Annotated in this window: 12 protein-coding genes; 8 read left to right on the top strand and 4 right to left on the bottom strand. The window is 44.9% G+C overall.

The window, feature by feature from the left end; genetic code table 11:
- Positions 1-198: 198 nt before the first annotated feature.
- The gene (locus AC5EF3_RS09860; protein WP_493547916.1) at positions 199-1,461 is read left to right on the top strand and encodes a hypothetical protein; all 1,263 of its coding nucleotides are present in this window, start codon (positions 199-201) and stop codon (positions 1,459-1,461) included.
- Positions 1,462-1,549: 88 nt separating this feature from the next.
- On the opposite strand, the gene AC5EF3_RS09855 is transcribed toward AC5EF3_RS09860, so the two are convergent.
- The 3 genes from AC5EF3_RS09855 to AC5EF3_RS09845 form a co-directional block, all read right to left on the bottom strand.
- Positions 1,550-3,292: a glycoside hydrolase family 43 protein gene (locus AC5EF3_RS09855; protein WP_493547915.1), complete on the bottom strand. Its 1,743-nt coding sequence runs from the start codon at positions 3,290-3,292 to the stop codon at positions 1,550-1,552.
- 61 nt (positions 3,293-3,353) lie between these two features.
- Entirely contained in the window at positions 3,354-4,331 is a 978-nt protein-coding gene (locus tag AC5EF3_RS09850; protein ID WP_015828426.1) for an ABC transporter substrate-binding protein, read from the bottom strand.
- A 159-nt stretch (positions 4,332-4,490) separates the two neighbouring features.
- Positions 4,491-6,065, bottom strand: coding sequence for an aldehyde dehydrogenase (NADP(+)) (locus AC5EF3_RS09845; RefSeq protein WP_493547914.1), 1,575 nt, complete (start codon positions 6,063-6,065; stop codon positions 4,491-4,493).
- A gap of 491 nt (positions 6,066-6,556) precedes the next feature.
- Here AC5EF3_RS09845 and AC5EF3_RS09840 point away from each other — a divergent pair, with 491 nt between their 5' ends.
- On the top strand, positions 6,557-9,190 hold the full coding sequence (locus AC5EF3_RS09840) for a TonB-dependent receptor (protein WP_493547913.1): 2,634 nt from the start codon (positions 6,557-6,559) through the stop codon (positions 9,188-9,190).
- 80 nt (positions 9,191-9,270) lie between these two features.
- Here AC5EF3_RS09840 and AC5EF3_RS09835 read toward each other — a convergent pair whose 3' ends face one another.
- Positions 9,271-9,648 carry a hypothetical protein gene (locus AC5EF3_RS09835; protein ID WP_493547912.1) on the bottom strand — a complete coding sequence of 126 codons (378 nt, stop codon included), beginning with the start codon at positions 9,646-9,648 and terminating at the stop codon, positions 9,271-9,273.
- Between the two features lie 271 nt (positions 9,649-9,919).
- Between AC5EF3_RS09835 and AC5EF3_RS09830 the strand changes: the two genes are divergently transcribed.
- The 6 genes from AC5EF3_RS09830 to AC5EF3_RS09805 all read left to right on the top strand — a co-directional run bounded on the left by AC5EF3_RS09830 (position 9,920) and on the right by AC5EF3_RS09805 (position 16,780).
- A complete protein-coding gene (locus AC5EF3_RS09830; protein WP_015828430.1) occupies positions 9,920-10,945 on the top strand; it encodes an amidohydrolase family protein in 1,026 nt (341 codons plus the stop codon).
- 26 nt (positions 10,946-10,971) lie between these two features.
- Positions 10,972-11,826, top strand: coding sequence for an amidohydrolase family protein (locus tag AC5EF3_RS09825; RefSeq protein WP_493547911.1), 855 nt, complete (start codon positions 10,972-10,974; stop codon positions 11,824-11,826).
- 50 nt (positions 11,827-11,876) lie between these two features.
- Complete coding sequence (locus tag AC5EF3_RS09820; RefSeq protein ID WP_493547910.1) at positions 11,877-13,196, top strand: MFS transporter; 1,320 nt, start codon at positions 11,877-11,879, stop codon at positions 13,194-13,196.
- Positions 13,197-13,285: 89 nt separating this feature from the next.
- A complete protein-coding gene (locus AC5EF3_RS09815; RefSeq protein ID WP_015828433.1) occupies positions 13,286-14,272 on the top strand; it encodes a DODA-type extradiol aromatic ring-opening family dioxygenase in 987 nt (328 codons plus the stop codon).
- A 92-nt stretch (positions 14,273-14,364) separates the two neighbouring features.
- Entirely contained in the window at positions 14,365-15,222 is an 858-nt protein-coding gene (locus AC5EF3_RS09810; protein ID WP_493547909.1) for an HpcH/HpaI aldolase family protein, read from the top strand.
- A 13-nt stretch (positions 15,223-15,235) separates the two neighbouring features.
- Positions 15,236-16,780 carry an acetolactate synthase large subunit gene (locus tag AC5EF3_RS09805; RefSeq protein ID WP_015828435.1) on the top strand — a complete coding sequence of 515 codons (1,545 nt, stop codon included), beginning with the start codon at positions 15,236-15,238 and terminating at the stop codon, positions 16,778-16,780.

The raw sequence follows: 16,780 nt of genomic DNA, 5'->3' as shown, positions 1-16,780 counted from the left end.
CTTTTTCTTCAGACTCCACGCATATAGAAAGCATGGGTCTGATTATATTTTTTGGGTTTCTCGGTTTGATTCTTTTGCCAAACTCCAAGAACGTCCAACAATGCTCGACAAATTGAACTGGGTGAAGTTATTATTGGTTAGAAAACTTGTTTACAAACATAATTAACATAATAAAAACAAGTAAATAGGAGGATTAGCATGCTCAAGAAGCAAGAAATCGAAGAAGAGATTTCCAACGTCCTTAATAGCGGAGCCTTAGGTCGCAGCAAAAGATACATTCGACTATTGCGATATCTTGCAGAGCGGACCATCACAGATGTACCGACGAAAGAAATTGATATCGCTATTGATGTTTTCGATAAACGTGGAACTTTTGATCCTTCCACGGAATCCTACGTCCGCGTGTATGTTCATAATTTACGAAAAAAGCTTGAAGACTATTATTCTCGCAAGTCCGGAAATACCCAAGATTTGGAATTATCTATCCCTGTTGGAAGCTATAAGCTTGAATTCGCGCCATCAAATAGGACCGAAGAAACACCCTCATTGAGAGGGCAAACATTGCCGCGCCAAATAGCTTTTAAACAGCTAGCAATGTTTTTCGCTGCGAGTGCTGCAATATTTTTTATTGGCGTTTTCATCAAGGAAAAATTCTCCTCAACCTCCCAGCCAGTCAATACTGCCGCCAACAGTATTTGGGCACCAATTTATGACAATGACCGTCCAATTATTATTGCGCAAGGAGACTTCTTCTTTTTTGAAGAAGAGCAAGATAATAATAGAAGTCTATACATTAGGGATACGGCCATAAATTCCCTAGAAGAATTTTATGATGCAGAAGAAAGTGGCCTGATAGAAACTGGAAAATATACTCCATCTTCCAATGCGCGCACCAGCAACGGTGCCTCAATCGGAACTTTTCTTGTCTCCTCAATGCCTGATTTTCCGCGCGAAAGAACAACCGTAAAGATGGCATCCGAGCTGACCACAGCCGACATTCGTGAAAATCACATCATTTTTATCGGTCACATAAAGACACTCGGATTATTATCCGATTTTTACTTTGACATATCCAATTTTTCAGCAAGTCACGATTTTACGCGGCTGACAAATACACAAACAAAAAATGAATTCCTGCTTCAGGGAAACAGAAGCCAGCGCCACACAGATTACGGTCTATTTGCCCGTATGTCGTCACCAGCAAAAAACAAAATATATATCTGTACAGGCATGACAGATACAGCTGTCATTCAAACGGTTAAAACCGTGATATCAAATGAATTTAGTACCTCTATTTTGAATTCGCCACTGAATGAAACCGAAAGCTTGCCAGCCAATTTCGAGTCTCTGCTTGAAGTCGCAGGATATAATCGCGACAATATAACATCTAAGCTTCTATTTTCAGGACAATTAGACCCTTCAAAATTGTGGGACTCAAACTCTGCCACCGTCTCTCAGTGAGAGAGAGACACCGGCCTGCCCACCTACAAACTTTCACGATCATAGGTGGGACGTGGAATTATCAATGCCCATCATTGGGAGCAGAATTTCATTCCGCTGCTGCGTACAAACCAATCATCGCGCCAATGAAATCCCAGCTTCGAATTGGACTTACAATCGAAGCGTCACCATTGACCAACAATGGCTGAGGAACACCATCGCCATATGTATAAAAGAAAGAAATGATCGGCCCATCCATTTCAATGCTGAGTTCAACATTATCGTCGCCCGTCTTGCCCAACACTTTTTCAACCAAAACCCGACCACCGACGACATCATCCTTGCCAGCACGTTCACGCAAACGAAGTACAGCCTGTCCCAATTCGTTGTTCACTAGTCCCAAAGTGAAATAGGCGAGATTGCTCTTGTAAATCACCAGCCCCGCTTCTGTTTCGGAATTTGAGGCACTCAAAGAAACTTCGGTTTTTGCAGTGAAATAATTGTGCTGAATACGTCTTGAAACGATAGAAGGTTGACGACCATTATCAAGGCGCTCTCCGTTTGGGTGTATGATAAGCTCACCCTCACCCGTTTCCCACCATGTTGTTTCCGGTGCGCGAATAAACACCCAATCATCACCTAATTCAGTGTCAAACTCATCCTTAATTTCAAAATTTCCTCGCAATAGCGCCCCGTCCGCCACAAATTCCGGTAGATCTGGCTTGGGCATCTTATGCGGCATGCGCTGATCATTGCTCATAATAACTGGCCAACCAGTTTCCCACGAAACTGGCATGAGATAGGTTTCGCGACCTGCTGAATAGTCTTTTTCCGTATAGTTTCGCGTTCCCAAAAATACAGCCCACCAATCACCATTTTGCGTCTCAACAAGATCAGCATGCCCTGTCGTCGTGATACGATTTGGCTGATCAAATGGAAGGCCGGCCTGAGACAAAATAGGATTATTTTCATAAGGTTCATAAGGGCCAAGCAAGTCTTTTGAACGAAAAACTACCTGCCTATGTTGTAAACCTGTTCCTCCTTCGGCAACCGATAAGAAGTAATAATCATCCACTTTATAAATATGCGGCCCCTCCACATAAATGGGCTCTTCTTCTACATTAGACCCTCGATCAACGATCATATGAGGCTCACTCAATCGGTCAAAAGAGACAGGATCAATTTCTTGAATCCAGATCGCACCATGTGCCTTATATTGAGGTCCACCCGGGGGATCGGCGTGATATAGCAACCAACCTTTATCTCCCTCGAAATATAGCATTGGATCGAAGCCCCCAACATCCGTTAGCCAGATTGGATCAGACCACGGCCCCTCAGGACGATCAGCTGTAACAATAAAATTACCGCCACAATCACTACATGCAGATGCAATAGAATATCGACCATTGTGATATTCTATTGTTGGACCCCAGACGCCTCGACGCGAAAACGACACGCTATCTATATCCAGCATACCGGGACGATCAATTGCATTTGAGACAAGCGACCAATTCACAAGATCCTTACTATGGAAAACTGGCAACCCAGGAAAATATCCAAAACTGGAAAGAGCTAGATAATAGTCATCTTCAACCCGCATAATCGTCGGATCTGGATAACTCCCCGGTAGGATCGGGTTCCAATACTCATTCTCACTCTTACCTATTAAATATTCAGGGTCTCGTCCCTCATATTCAAACCGCTCAAATATAGCTGCTGTTTCAACATTAGAATCTTCAGCATCACTAGATGTTTTCGCTGCAATCTCGGACTTAGTATCCGAACAATTAGCGACCACTAGGCTACAAAAAGCGAGCGCCGCTCCTGCGCAACATTTGATTAGAAAAGACATGCTACTTCCCTCAAAAAAAAGGGCTCTCCCAATCTAGAAGGCCCTTTTCACTTTATGATGGTTAAACCTTACGCGGATCGACGAAAAGCTCATCAACACTCATACGTTTGGGCAACATGCCCTGACTGAATGCGATACGCTCAAGCGCTTTAATAGATTCAATGTTTTCATCAATTCCATATGGCAGCGGATCGTGGCCAACAATTTTCTGGTATTTACGATATTTCACATCTTGAGGGTGATCAGAACCTGAAGTCCCAAGTGTTTCTAACCATTCTGACTTCGCCTGCTCAAATGCATCAAAGAGCGATTTCGCAATCCAAGGATTTTCTTTAAGAACCGCCTCTTTGACTACGATAGTTCCGTGCATTGGATAGATATTAGTCCGCTGATACCATTCCGCTTCAAGCTCTTCAGGGTTCTCAAACATGTCCGGATAATCAACTTCAACTGATTTCCATCCACTTGTTGGATCACCTGTTCGACCAACACCTGCATTCCCGTGAAAGCCAGCAACCAGCTCTCCTTTCGCCATCATATCATTAAGCGAACGACCAGCAGGCGTTTTGATAACATTAGAAGGCAATTTCAATGCAGAAACATGCTCTTCATCATCCACCACCCAAGTGACTTTAGAATTGTCTAAACCAAACTCTTCTTCAAGAATTCCACGCGTCCAGACACCTGTAGTCACGGAATAAGCGCGAACTCCTGCTTTTTTACCTTCCAAATCCTTAGGCACTTTAATGCCCGCGTCAGGACGCACAAGTAAGCCTGAGTGATGGAAGCGACGCAAAACAAAAATTGGCAAAGCAATAATTGGAATACCATGCGCTCTAGCAATTATATATGTGGTTGGGGCCAATTCACACACATCAAACTCAAGATCACGAACCATACGTCTAAAGGCAGCGATCTGGGGCTGGATTGTCAGGAATTCAGCATCAACCCCCTCAATAGGAATAGATCCATTGCGGACGGCAGATGTGTGCGGTAATTCCGCAACAGCAATTTTAAGCGGAACTTTTTGTTTAGACATCACTTGTCCTCCAGAATATCGTTTTGTATTTTTATTTTTCTCATTTTATTTGATCCGAATACGATCCTGAGCTTGAGATTTTTTTCAATCACTTGAACACAATACCTGCCCATTCAGGCGCATTTCCTATCATTGGACAGGCATGCCTCTAGACGTTTGCTAACCAATTTTAAGACCGCCATTCACACGTTGAGGAATGCCGGCAGAATTCTCAGAAGATATTTCTGGCATCATCAAACTAGGCGGAAGATTTTGAAAACAAACAGGTCTCAAAAAGCGTTTGATTGCAATTGAACCAACAGAAGACGTCGCTGGTGCTGTTGTCGAAGGATAAGGGCCGCCATGCACCATGGCGTCACAGACTTCAACTCCGGTACCAAACCCATCAAAAAGAACACGTCCTGCCTTATCCATTAATAACGGCAAAAGTGCTCTCACTTCTGGCTCATCGCCTGCGTCGGCGTGCACTGAAATTGTTAGCTGCCCTTCTAAGATCGTGATAATTTCTCTCAGTTGAGATACGCTTTCACACTTCACGATAAGGGATGCTGCGCCGAAAACCTCATCCTGCAAAGTCTCATCAGCAAGGAAGTTAGCCCCGTCCACCTCAAAGACATGAGCCTGACAAACCACACCTTCAGCATTCATCCCCTCGCCAACGCATGAAACATGCTGATTGGCCTTTAGAGCGCGAACACCGCTTTGATATGCCTCACAGATACCTGCCGTTAACATCGTCGCTGCAGCGCTATTTGCCAGCCCTTTTGCTACCTCTTCTTTGAATAGCTCTAGTGACGGGTCTTCAACAGCCAGCACCAAGCCGGGATTAGTACAGAATTGGCCTGCCCCTATAGTTAGCGCCCCTACAAAAGCTTGCGCAATGCCTGCTGCTTTCTGCTGCATCGCCTCTGGCATAAGTATGACAGGGTTTATAGAACTCATTTCAGCATATACTGGTATTGGCTCAGCTCTCGATTGCGCAATTGCCTGAAGTGCTAATCCTCCTTGACGAGAACCAGTGAATCCAACGGCTTTAACTCTGGGGTCCGCAACAAGTGCCGTTCCAACATCGCGAGACGCAGCAAAAAGCATCGAGAAAACACCTGTTGGCATATTGCAGTGCTTAACCGCAGCCGCGATTGCCTTGGCAACCAACTCAGATGTACCTGGATGTGCGGAATGGGCTTTAACAATAACTGGACAACCCGCCGCCCATGCGGAGGCCGTATCTCCTCCCGCCACTGAGAAAGCAAGCGGAAAATTACTTGCACCAAAAACAACAACTGGACCAACAGGAATATTGACCAACCTTAAATCTGGTCGTGGTGGTGTCCTATCGGGCATTGCCTCGTCGATGCGGACATCAAGATATCCGCCATCCCTGACCACATTAGCAAACAAACGCAGCTGACCAGTTGTTCGCCCTAATTCCCCCTGCAAACGTCCTTCGGGCAAACCTGTTTCCTGAACGCCTCTTGCGACGATTGAAGATTTGAGTTTCTCCAATTCATCCGCAACAGTTTCAAGGAAGTTTGCCCTTTCTTCGAGACTCGTCGCACGGAAAGCCTGAAAAGACTCGTCAGCCAACCGACACGCTGTCGACACTTCTTCCACAGAAGCACCATAAAATTCGGGAAACATTTCCATAGAAGTTGTTGGATTAAAGCCTTTAAAGCTACCTCCACTTCCTTTGACGAAACTATCTCCCAATAAGAGTTTACCCGTCAATTCCATATCTATCTCCCATATTCAAACGCATCAATTGGTGTACACATCACTCAACTGCATTAAATTCAGTACGTTCAGAATACTTAGAGCTTGCGGCTATATAGGAGGTTATCGAAATCAGGGACCGCCATATTCATTCGGCGCATCAATACCTTAAATGCAATTCCAAAGACCACCTTTTATAGGCCTTTGTATAATGGAAGCAGAACTACAAACTCTACTCTATTTATACTTTACCAGAGCAGGACAGCACCAATTTTTACAACTTTGATTTTGCCTTATCTTTGTAGAGAAGCAACATTCAAAAACAAAAAACAAAAATCGAAAATCAACGGCATTCCATAACTAATGACTGCTCAGGATATAAATTTCATGGGCATTTGGCTGTAGATATTTTCAGCTTGTCCACGAAATCTATACCCGAAAACCTCAAGATCAATGAAAGCATGCTCAGACAAAGTGTGGCAGTTAGTGCCATCAATTCTGGGAGGAAGAATATGAAGCGGAAACAATTTCTAAAATTGAGCGCGGCAGTACCAAGTGTGCTTGCGCTGGCAATGGGGCTGTCAGCTAGCGCACAGGAAGCAACACAAACAGAAACACAGGCAGAGGCGCAAACCGAAGAAAAAGAACGCAGCAGCATAATGATCGACACGATTGTTGTGACGTCCGAGCGCGTATCCTTTACAGAACAAGAAGTGCCAACATCACTCATCACCTTTGATGCAGGTGACCTTACTGAGTTAGATGCAGGTAATTTCAAAGACTTATCTAACTTCATGCCCAACCTCTCAATTGGTGGAGCAACACCATTTGGTGAGTCAGTGCCTTTATATTCTATTCGTGGTGTCTCCACCGCTAGTGGACGCGTGTCTGCTGAACCTGGGGTGGCCGTTTATATTGATGGATTATACTACCCAAGAACTATGGGCTCACTGTTGAAACTCGTTGATGTTGAATCCGTAGAAATTTCTCGCGGGCCTCAAGGGACACTATTTGGACGAAACTCTACCGCAGGTACAATTCAGTATAACACAAAAGCTCCAGAATATGAGTTCGGTGCACGCGTTGCCGGTGCTGTTGGCACGAGTAACCGAGCTGATTTAACCGGAATGATCAACATTCCTATGGGCGACCGTGCCGCTCTGCGAGTAAATGCAGGTACATGGAACAGAGACGGATATATTAATGTCACAGACCGTGATGGAAATGTTATTCATGACTCTGGGAATACAGATGAAACCGCCTTTCGGGCAGCTCTGCGTTTAGAGCCAACTGATAAACTAACAATAGACTTATCTGGAACTGTCGCTGAGAGTAACGGATTATCTCCTACGCCTATCATTTCAGACTTTTCTGTTCGTCAGGGAGAAGGTGGTATAAATGCTATCAATCCAGGTGACCCAATCCCAATCAATGATGATTCATTGTCTCCAGCACTCAGAGGATTGCAGGCCTATTTACAAAACAACGGACTAGACCCTCTGGTCGCTCAAGATCCTAGATTTATCAGTGGTGATAATTACACCCGTTCTTTTCCTTGTTATTTAGATCAGGCTACCCCAGTTGAAGGCGACTACATCCCTGCGGATCAACTATGTAAGCTTGAAGACTCCATTAAAAACACCGCATACAGCTTGAAAGTCGGCTATGACTTTAATGATACTTGGTCGATCAATTATCTAGGTGGAATGATTAAGGGTGAATATTACACGCAGAATGTCTTATTTGGTAACCTGTACAATCGTGTAAATGTTACCGAAGTTGATTCTGAATCACACGAATTCACATTGAACTATACTGGCGACAAACTAAAAGCGCTCGGTGGTGTTTACTTCTTCAAAGAGCAACCTTTTGAGCACACAGGAGACCGTGCCCACTTGATCTTTGGTGCCCCTTTCCAGCAAGGAAATGTAGAAGCGGCCGAAGAATTCGTTGATGCTCAAGTGGAAACGCAAGCTATCTTTGCAAATATGGTCTATGACTTCTCAGAGAAATTCTCAGTAACTGTCGGTGCGCGTTATAGTGAAGATGACAAATCTACCGTTATCGGTTTCTATGACGTCGTAAATGGTGGTGCCGATGAAGTTCCTATTGCAGAAGACTATCCGGGCGCAACAATAGATTGGGATGGTGATGGCGTCGTTGTTGCAGGCGTAGATGGCTTTAGCGGACAAGCCTACACAAACAACGGCTTTGATGCTTTCACAGGATCAGCGAAATTTGATTCTTTTGACTGGCGTGTTTCTGCACGTTACTTTGTCGACCCTGTTAAAATGGTTTATGGAACAGTTTCTACCGGCTTTAAAGGTGGCGGCTTCTCCGACAACCTCGTGACCCACGTACCAGAGCCATCTTGTGGCCCCGGACCTTTGGCATCCGGCTGTGTTGCATATGACACCCCAGTCCGCCCTTACAATCAAGAAGACGTTATCAACTACGAAGTAGGTATCAAAGCAGATTGGCTTGATAGCCGCCTGCGGACAAATGCCTCAATCTACGCGATGGACATCAAAGATCATATTGTTCAGTTTGCTACATTCTACCAGCCTCGTTTTGGCAGCCCTAGTCTTGTTATGACAAATGCTGGTGATGTTGTAATCAGCGGATTTGAAGCAGACGGAGAGTTCATTTTAAGTGAAAATTGGTCAGTTTCAGGGTCTGTCGGCCACACAAAATACGACTGGAGTAAACTAGATCCTGAATCAGAACTATACTATTTTGACCAATGTCCTGACATTGCATTTGAAGATGTAAATGTTGACAATTGTCCGATCCGCGATTCAAAACTCGCGCCAGAATGGAGTTTCTCGGCCGGAGCAAACTTCAATCGTGATATGTTGGGCGGTGTTGTTAAAGCTGCATTGAACTACGGTTGGACAGATGAAACTGAAGCAAGCAATGGTGATAACTCAGTTAGAATTGATGCTTATGGCGTAACAAACTTCCGTATTGAATACGATTCAGACGATGAAGCAAACTGGAGTATCGCTCTCGCAGGCTCCAATATTCTAGATGAAGAATACATCCTGTCAGGTCTTGAGCTTTCAGGTCAATCTCCAACCTACACATCCACATTTGTTCCATCTCGCGGAGCAGAATGGTCTCTGACATTAGAGAAACGTTTCTAGAAGCAATTTAGAACCTAAAACCAAAATAAGCCGCGCGATTTAGATCGGGCGGCTTATATTTTTCACTAGAAAAAATTAGTCTATTTAGTTTTTTGCATGCTCTCTATTGTTCTCTTCATCTCAATGTTTTCACGTCGCATAGCTCCGTATTTGGGATATAAACCACGCACAAAATATTGATATAAAGACAGGTTCTCAATATCATTTCCACGATCGCGAGCCAGCTGGCTTATGAGATTTTCAGAGTCAGTCTGCCATATTCCAGAATGAGTCAAAACAGCAGGAAAAGAAGGCTTTATACCGCTCTTTTCCATGTCTATCCTTATCGCTGTATGCCGAGAAGTTCCGTGCTCGAAAACTTCAATATCATACTCTTTGGATAATCCGGTTTCACTTAAAAATATGTACAATTTCAAGCAGTGTGGACAGCCACTTTTCAAAAAAAATTGCGACTTCAAGATACAATACTCCAATCTTAATAACTGTTTCTATTGTACAAATTTCCACCTAAATGCCCCATATCCCTCATTTGTTGGATGCTCTGATACAATATTGGATATAAACATTTTCACGATTTCTGTTCGAACTCTAAACGAATACACTTTCACTGGGTAAATATAGGCTCGCCACAGTATGTTCTTATGCAGCATGCCTCAAATTCTATACCCCAAGCCTGAAATTGATCAGCTAAGCTGGAAGAAAGAATAATTACAATCTTCAGAGGCTTACATGATTATCGATTGCCATGGTCACTTCACTACAGTCCCCCAGTCTTTTAGAGATTGGAGACAAAAGCAGGTACAGTATGCTGATGATCCTGTGAATGCTCCCAAAGTATCCGGAGCACATGTAACTGATGATGAAATCCGTGAAGGTGTTGGCAATGGCCAGCTAAAACTCCAGCAAGACCGAGGGAGCAATCTTACACTCTTCTCTCCTATCGCGGGATTGATGAGCCACCATTTAGGCAATGAACGCACTGCACTTGAATGGGCAGAAGTGTCAAACAATCTTGTGCGCCGTGTGGCTGACCTTTACCCAGATAATTTCGTGCCGGTATGTCAGCTGCCACAAACGCCTCATGCACCTCCGGAAAATAGTATTCCTGAATTACGTCGCTGTGTAGAAGAGATGGGATTTGTTGGCTGTAACCTAAACCCGGACCCTACTGGGGGATATTGGACAGGTAAGCCTATGACGGATCGCTCTTGGTATCCTGTCTATGAAGCTTTGTGTGATTTAGATGTTCCAGCCATGATCCACGTTGCAGCCTCCTGCAACCCCAACTTTCACGGCACTGGTGCACACTATTTAAACGCAGACACCTCTGTATTTATGCAAATATTGCAAAGCGATTTATTTAAAGATTTCCCAAATTTACGCTTTGTGATTCCTCACGGTGGCGGAGCAGTTCCTTATCACTGGGGTCGCTATCGCGGAATGTCTCTTGAAATGGCCAACAGACCACTTGAAGGCCTCCTCGACAACATATTTTTCGATACATGTGTTTACCACCACCCTGGCATCGAACTCCTGACAAAAGTCATCCCAACAAGCAATGTATTGTTTGGCTCTGAAATGGTTGGGGCAGTGCGCGGTAAAGACCCCAACACCGGTCATTATTTTGATGACACAAAACGCTATCTGGATGCTTGTGATGCTCTCTCAGATGCGGATCGTCAGAAAATTTTCGAAGACAATGCACGAAGAGTTTACCCAAGATTAGATGCCCACCTAAAAGCAAAAGGTAAATAATAACAAATAATTAGGGAGCACACATCGTGACCAATCATATTATTGATATTCACCCACATATAATATCAGGTGACTTAGAAACTTATCCGCCGTCTCCTCTTTTCGGCATTCGCTCGGATTGGTCTCAGGAACGTCCCTGTACAGCTGAAACGCTAATAGAAGCAATGGACGAAGCCGGCGTTAGCAAAGCGGCTGTTGTGCACAGCTCAACAACATATGGCTTTGACAATAGTTATGTCGTTGACGGATGTAATGAATTTGCAGATCGCCTCATTGCTGTCGGCTCTGTTGATGTACTTACGTCAGATGCATGCGATCAAATCACAGCTTGGAATAAAAAGGGGCTTGCCGGACTACGTCTATTTACAGGCGGAAGCACAAAAGCTTTTGACCCAAGCGAACTTGACGATCCTCGCTCTTTTGCAGCATGGGAATTACTAGAAGAACTTGGTCTGCCAATGTGTATTCAGACAGGCCCTATCGGCCTGCCACAAGTGAGCATGTTAGCGAAAAAATTCCCGCGTGCGAATATCATTCTAGACCATTTAGGTCGCCCAGATGTTCTAGATGGACCTCCTTACAACAACGCTCAAAGCCTTTTTGACATTGCAGACATCCCTAACATCTACCTCAAACTGACACCGCGTATTTTTGGGGATGTTAAAAAAGGTGAAGCAAGCGCTGAAACTTTCTTCCCGAAAGTTGTATCCGTTTTTGGATCTGACCGCATGGCGTGGGGTTCCAATTTCCCAACATCGCCAGGAAGCCTGACAGAAATACTTGCTACAGCGCAAGAAGGGCTGGCGAGCTTAACCGATAAAGACCGCAACTGGATATTTTCACAAACAGCCCTCAAACTATATCCCGGACTGTCTGCATAAAGACAATAAACAAGCAAACATCCAAATAATAAAAGACTGGGGAGAGAAACGTGAATAAACCAAGCACAAAAACAGAGCCCGACCAACCACGAGCATCATCCCTGCCTCCCCATTTGAAATGGATAACATTGGGCATATTGGCGCTTGGAGCATTGATTGGTTTCTTTGACAGAACCAATATCTCCTCAGCACTCGCTGTTGACGCTTTCAAAGCTCATTTTGCTTTGTCGGATGTAGATCGAGGTTGGATTAATTCAGCTTTCTTCTGGTCATATGCCCTCTTTCAAGTTCCGATGGGATATATAGTTGATAGATATGGGGTCAAAAGACCCTATGCAATTTGTTTTGCAATATGGTGTATCGCCTCTGCCTTAATCGGATTGATGTCAGCACTGTGGGGCCTCATTGTCTTGCGCCTGATTATTGGTGCAGCAGAAGCTGTCGTCGTCCCTGCCAGTTATCGTTGGATTAGATCAAATTTTGATCCAAATGAAAGCGGAACGGCTGTTGGTATCTACATGCTCGGAACCAAATTTGGTCCAGCTTTTGGGGCACCAATAGCAGCATGGTTGATTGTTACAATGAACTGGCAACTCATGTTCATCGTCACGGGTATAGCAGGTTTACTATGGCTAATTCCGTGGATCTTTATTGTTAAAAACGATATGCCCGAACAATTTAGCAAGACTGGAAACAAAAAGAAAAAATCGCCCATCCCTGTTAAATCTATACTTTCAAGCCCTCTCATATGGGGCACGCTCGTTATCAATTTTTGCTATAACTATTTTACATTTTTCTGCATGACATGGATGCCATCATATCTTGTCGAGCAACGCGGATTAACCCTAAAAGAAATGGGCCTGTATACTTTCTTTAGCTTTGCAGGCATCGCTATTGTCGCCTTAACGGCGGGTTGGACAGCTGACAGACTTATAGCAAAATTTGGACGTGCCATTCTTATTAGGAAAGCCTTTGTTGTTGCCGGCTTCGCATGTGCATGTACCGTACTATTGGGTGCACGTGCCGAAACGGTTGAAGAAGCTCTCTTCTGGAATATTGCATCGCTATCCGGTTTAGGTCTGACGACAGCCAACAATTTAGTGTTGTGTACACTGACCTTGATACCAAAAGAAATAACTGGTGTCGTCAAAGGTTTTCAGAACGTCGCATCTGCATCAGCGGGCATATTAGCACCAATCATCACAGGTTGGCTGCTTCATAAATCAGGCTCCTACCTAGCTCCTATGACACTGATTTTTGTCTTCCTGATTATCGGTGCAACAACCGTTCTTCTGGTCTTGAGACCTGAATGGGCTCCCAAAGTTACACCGGAAGCCAATACCGATATCGACGAAGCAAAGTCGACATAAAATTGTAATTAAAATCAATCGCTCACCACGTCTTTTTGATCCCTCCCCAGCAAAAATGACATGTATTGTGATAAAAAAGGAAATTACCAATGGCCGAAATAGTATTTGGAATGGCACAACCACACAGCGGCATGCTGGGCCAGCCCCCTGAAGACTGGCTCACCAATGGCGAACGTGATCGCAACAATAAAAAAATGCTCTGGTATCGCAATAAACGCTGGGACTATGAAGACCTAGAAGCTGAACGTGGACCAGAAAATTTCGAACCGTTCCTTACGTTGGAGGAACGCACACAACGTCAAGCACGTAATCACGCTGCCATTCAAAAGATGAAAGAGGCTTATGAGGCCGCAAATGTAGATGTTGCGATTATTCTGGGCAAGGACCAGCAAGAAATCTTCACGCACATGTCTCCTTCAATCGCAATATACAGTGGTGAGGAAGTACATAACGGTCCACCACAGCGCCCTGTATTTGCGCCAGACAAACCAGTTACACACAATTGCCACCCAGAGCTTGCCAACTATCTCATCAAAAATTTTGAGAAAGACGGCTTTGACATCACTGACCTATTCTCATGGCCAGATAATGTTTGGATGAAACCCGCTGCCCCTATCGTGCCGCATGCTTTCAGCTTCATCTACCATCAAATTATGAGTGATAATCCACCTCCACATGTGCCAATTCTCATGAATTGTTTCTACGAACCGACGCAGCCCCCAATGTGGCGCTGTATTGATTTTGGAAAGTCACTTGTAAAAGCCATTAAGGATTGGGATTCAGATGCGCGCGTCGCCATTATCGCATCAGGTGGCCTGTCTCACTTCGTATGTGACGAAGAATTTGACCGTAAAATCATAGAAATGCTTGGCAATTATGATTTTGAAGGTCTCTCCGCACTACCCGAAACTAGCTATCAGTCCGGCACATCAGAAATCAAACTCTACACATCTGTTATGATGGCACTCAAAGATGCTGGCGCAAAGATGACGCTTGTAGACTATGTCCCAAGCTACCGAACTCCAGCAGGAACCGGAGAAGGCATGGGCTTCATGTATTGGAGCACAGACAAATAACCGGTCATTAATTTGAACAATGCCTCGTCACTTTAAAAGTCTATGGCACCAATTTTCTCTTACACGACTTCTATTCCTGAGGGACACCCCAAATGGCTGACACACGATTAAACGGTATTATCCGTGCCTTTGAGTCAAACAAACCCGCTTTTACTGCTTTTTCAAAATTGGATAAACAAGCTGCAATTGAGATGACTGATTCACCTTATGACGGCATCATCTTCGAAATGGAGCACAATCCATATGATGTCGCTGGCTTAGGCGATGCTCTTCAATACATGCTGAACCGCAAACAAATCGCACAATCTGGCTCAGTTGCGCCCAATGTAACACCGATTGCACGTATACCCGCCAATGGTGTTGAGATGAACCAGGCATTTGCCAAACAAGTTCTTGATCGCGGTGTGTATGGCGTGGTTTGGCCACACGTTGCGACAGTAGAGCAAGCTTATAATGCCGTGGCTTCATGTCGTTATGGTCGTCCAAAGAATGCGCCTTTGTACGAACCCAAAGGTGTACGTGGCGATGGTCCCGCTACAGCAGCTCGATATTGGGGATTAAGCCAAGTTGAATATTATGCAAAAGCAGATGTTTGGCCACTCGTACCACATGGTGAAATTCTTGTAGGACTAATGTGCGAAAGCACACAGGCAATTGAAAATCTTGATGATATTCTTTCGAATGTTCCAGGAATAGGCTTCATCCTAATCGGTGAAGGAGATCTTTCTCAAGAGCTTGGTTTCCCTCGCCAATACGACCATCCTGAAGTTGTTGAAGCAATGGCTAAGATCGTTGCAATTTGTCACAAGCACAATGTTGTCGTGGGCAATCCACACACAAACTCGGGCAATGTGGAACGCTTAATTAGTGAAGGATATCGCTTTTTGATGTCCCCTCCCAAGCGCAGCTATGGCGTTGTCGGCGAAGGCCGCGAAATGGCCGGATACTAATAAGGAAATTGTCATGAATGGTGCAGAGAGTCTCGTATCAACACTGATCGACCAAAACGTAGACATATGTTTCGCTAATCCCGGCACATCTGAAATGCACTTTCTTGCGGCTTTGGATAACCCAAAGATGAAGAGCGTGCTTTGCCTTTTTGAAGGTGTAGCGACTGGCGCAGCTGATGGTTGGTATAGGATGAAAGAGACCCCAGCCTCCACTCTCCTACACCTTGGACCAGGGCTCGCCAACGGACTCGCCAATATTCACAACGCGAAACGCGCTTCATCAGGCATGGTAAATATCGTAGGTGAGCACTCCATGTCGCACCTGAAATACGATCCCCCACTGGCATCTGATATTGAAGGTCTAGCGCGGCCTTTAAGTCATTGGGTACGCCGCGCAGATTCTGCATCTTCTATAGCTTGGGATACGGCTTCAGCGGTGGCTGCAGCTAACGCCCACCCAGGCCAGATTTCTACGCTCATCTTGCCCGGTAACACAAGCTGGGAGGAAGCCGCGCCCACACATGCTTTACCTCAAGTAAAACATGAAAAGCGCGTTCCAGACACTGGCCGAATTGAAAATGTCGCCAATATTCTCAAGAGTGGCGAACCAGCGCTTATTGTTCTTGCCAACAAAGCAACCAAAGGCCGAGCGTTAGAATTAGCTGGAAAAGTATCTGCCTCGTGCAAATGTCGGTTAGGCACACAATTTTTCACCGCTCGTATTGAACGCGGTGCTGGCCGCGTTCCTTTGGAACGCATTCCTTATGCCGTGCCACAAGCTATAGAATTTCTAAAAGGCTTTAAACACATAATCACTGTGGAAACCAATGAACCCACAGCGTTTTTCAGCTATCCTGATAAACCAAGCTTACTCAAAGACCCTTCCACAAACGTGCATTGTCTCGTCGAAAAAGACGAAGATAGTGAATTAGCGTTTGAAATGCTGCTTGAAGCTATCGGCGGTCAAGATGCAGCGCCAATCCTACAAGAACGGGTAGAAACACCCGCTCCTACAGGTGAGTTAATTCCATTAAGCATCGCCCACGCCCTTGCTCATTCCATTCCCGAAAATGCAATCGTGATAGATGAGTCGCTAACAACAGGTCGTGAGACCATGGGGCATACAGTCGGCGCACGTCCTCATGATCTTATCAATAATCTCGGCGGGTCTATTGGATATGCAACCCCCTTATCCATTGGTGCTGCTTTAGCCTGTCCAGATAGACGTGTCGTGTGCATGGTTGGGGATGGTAGCGCGATGTACACAATTCAATCTTTATGGACGCAAGCGCGTGAAGGATTGAACATTACGACAATCATCTTCGCCAACAATAAATATGCCATCTTGAAAGCAGAATACGCCAATATGGGCGCTGGCACTCCCGGCGAACAAGCTATGGCAATGATTGATATAGATCGCCCAACAATTAACTGGGTTTCAATGGCAAACAGTATGGGTGTTTCTGCCCGCTCCGTAAATACAGCTGAAGATTTCACAAAAGCGATGCTGGATTCATTCAATGAACCTGGCCCATCTCTCATCGAAGTTCAGCTATAG

Source organism: Hirschia sp. (assembly GCF_058892565.1).
Note: the sequence above shows the minus strand (reverse complement) of the source record. Positions and strands in the feature narration are given on the sequence as shown.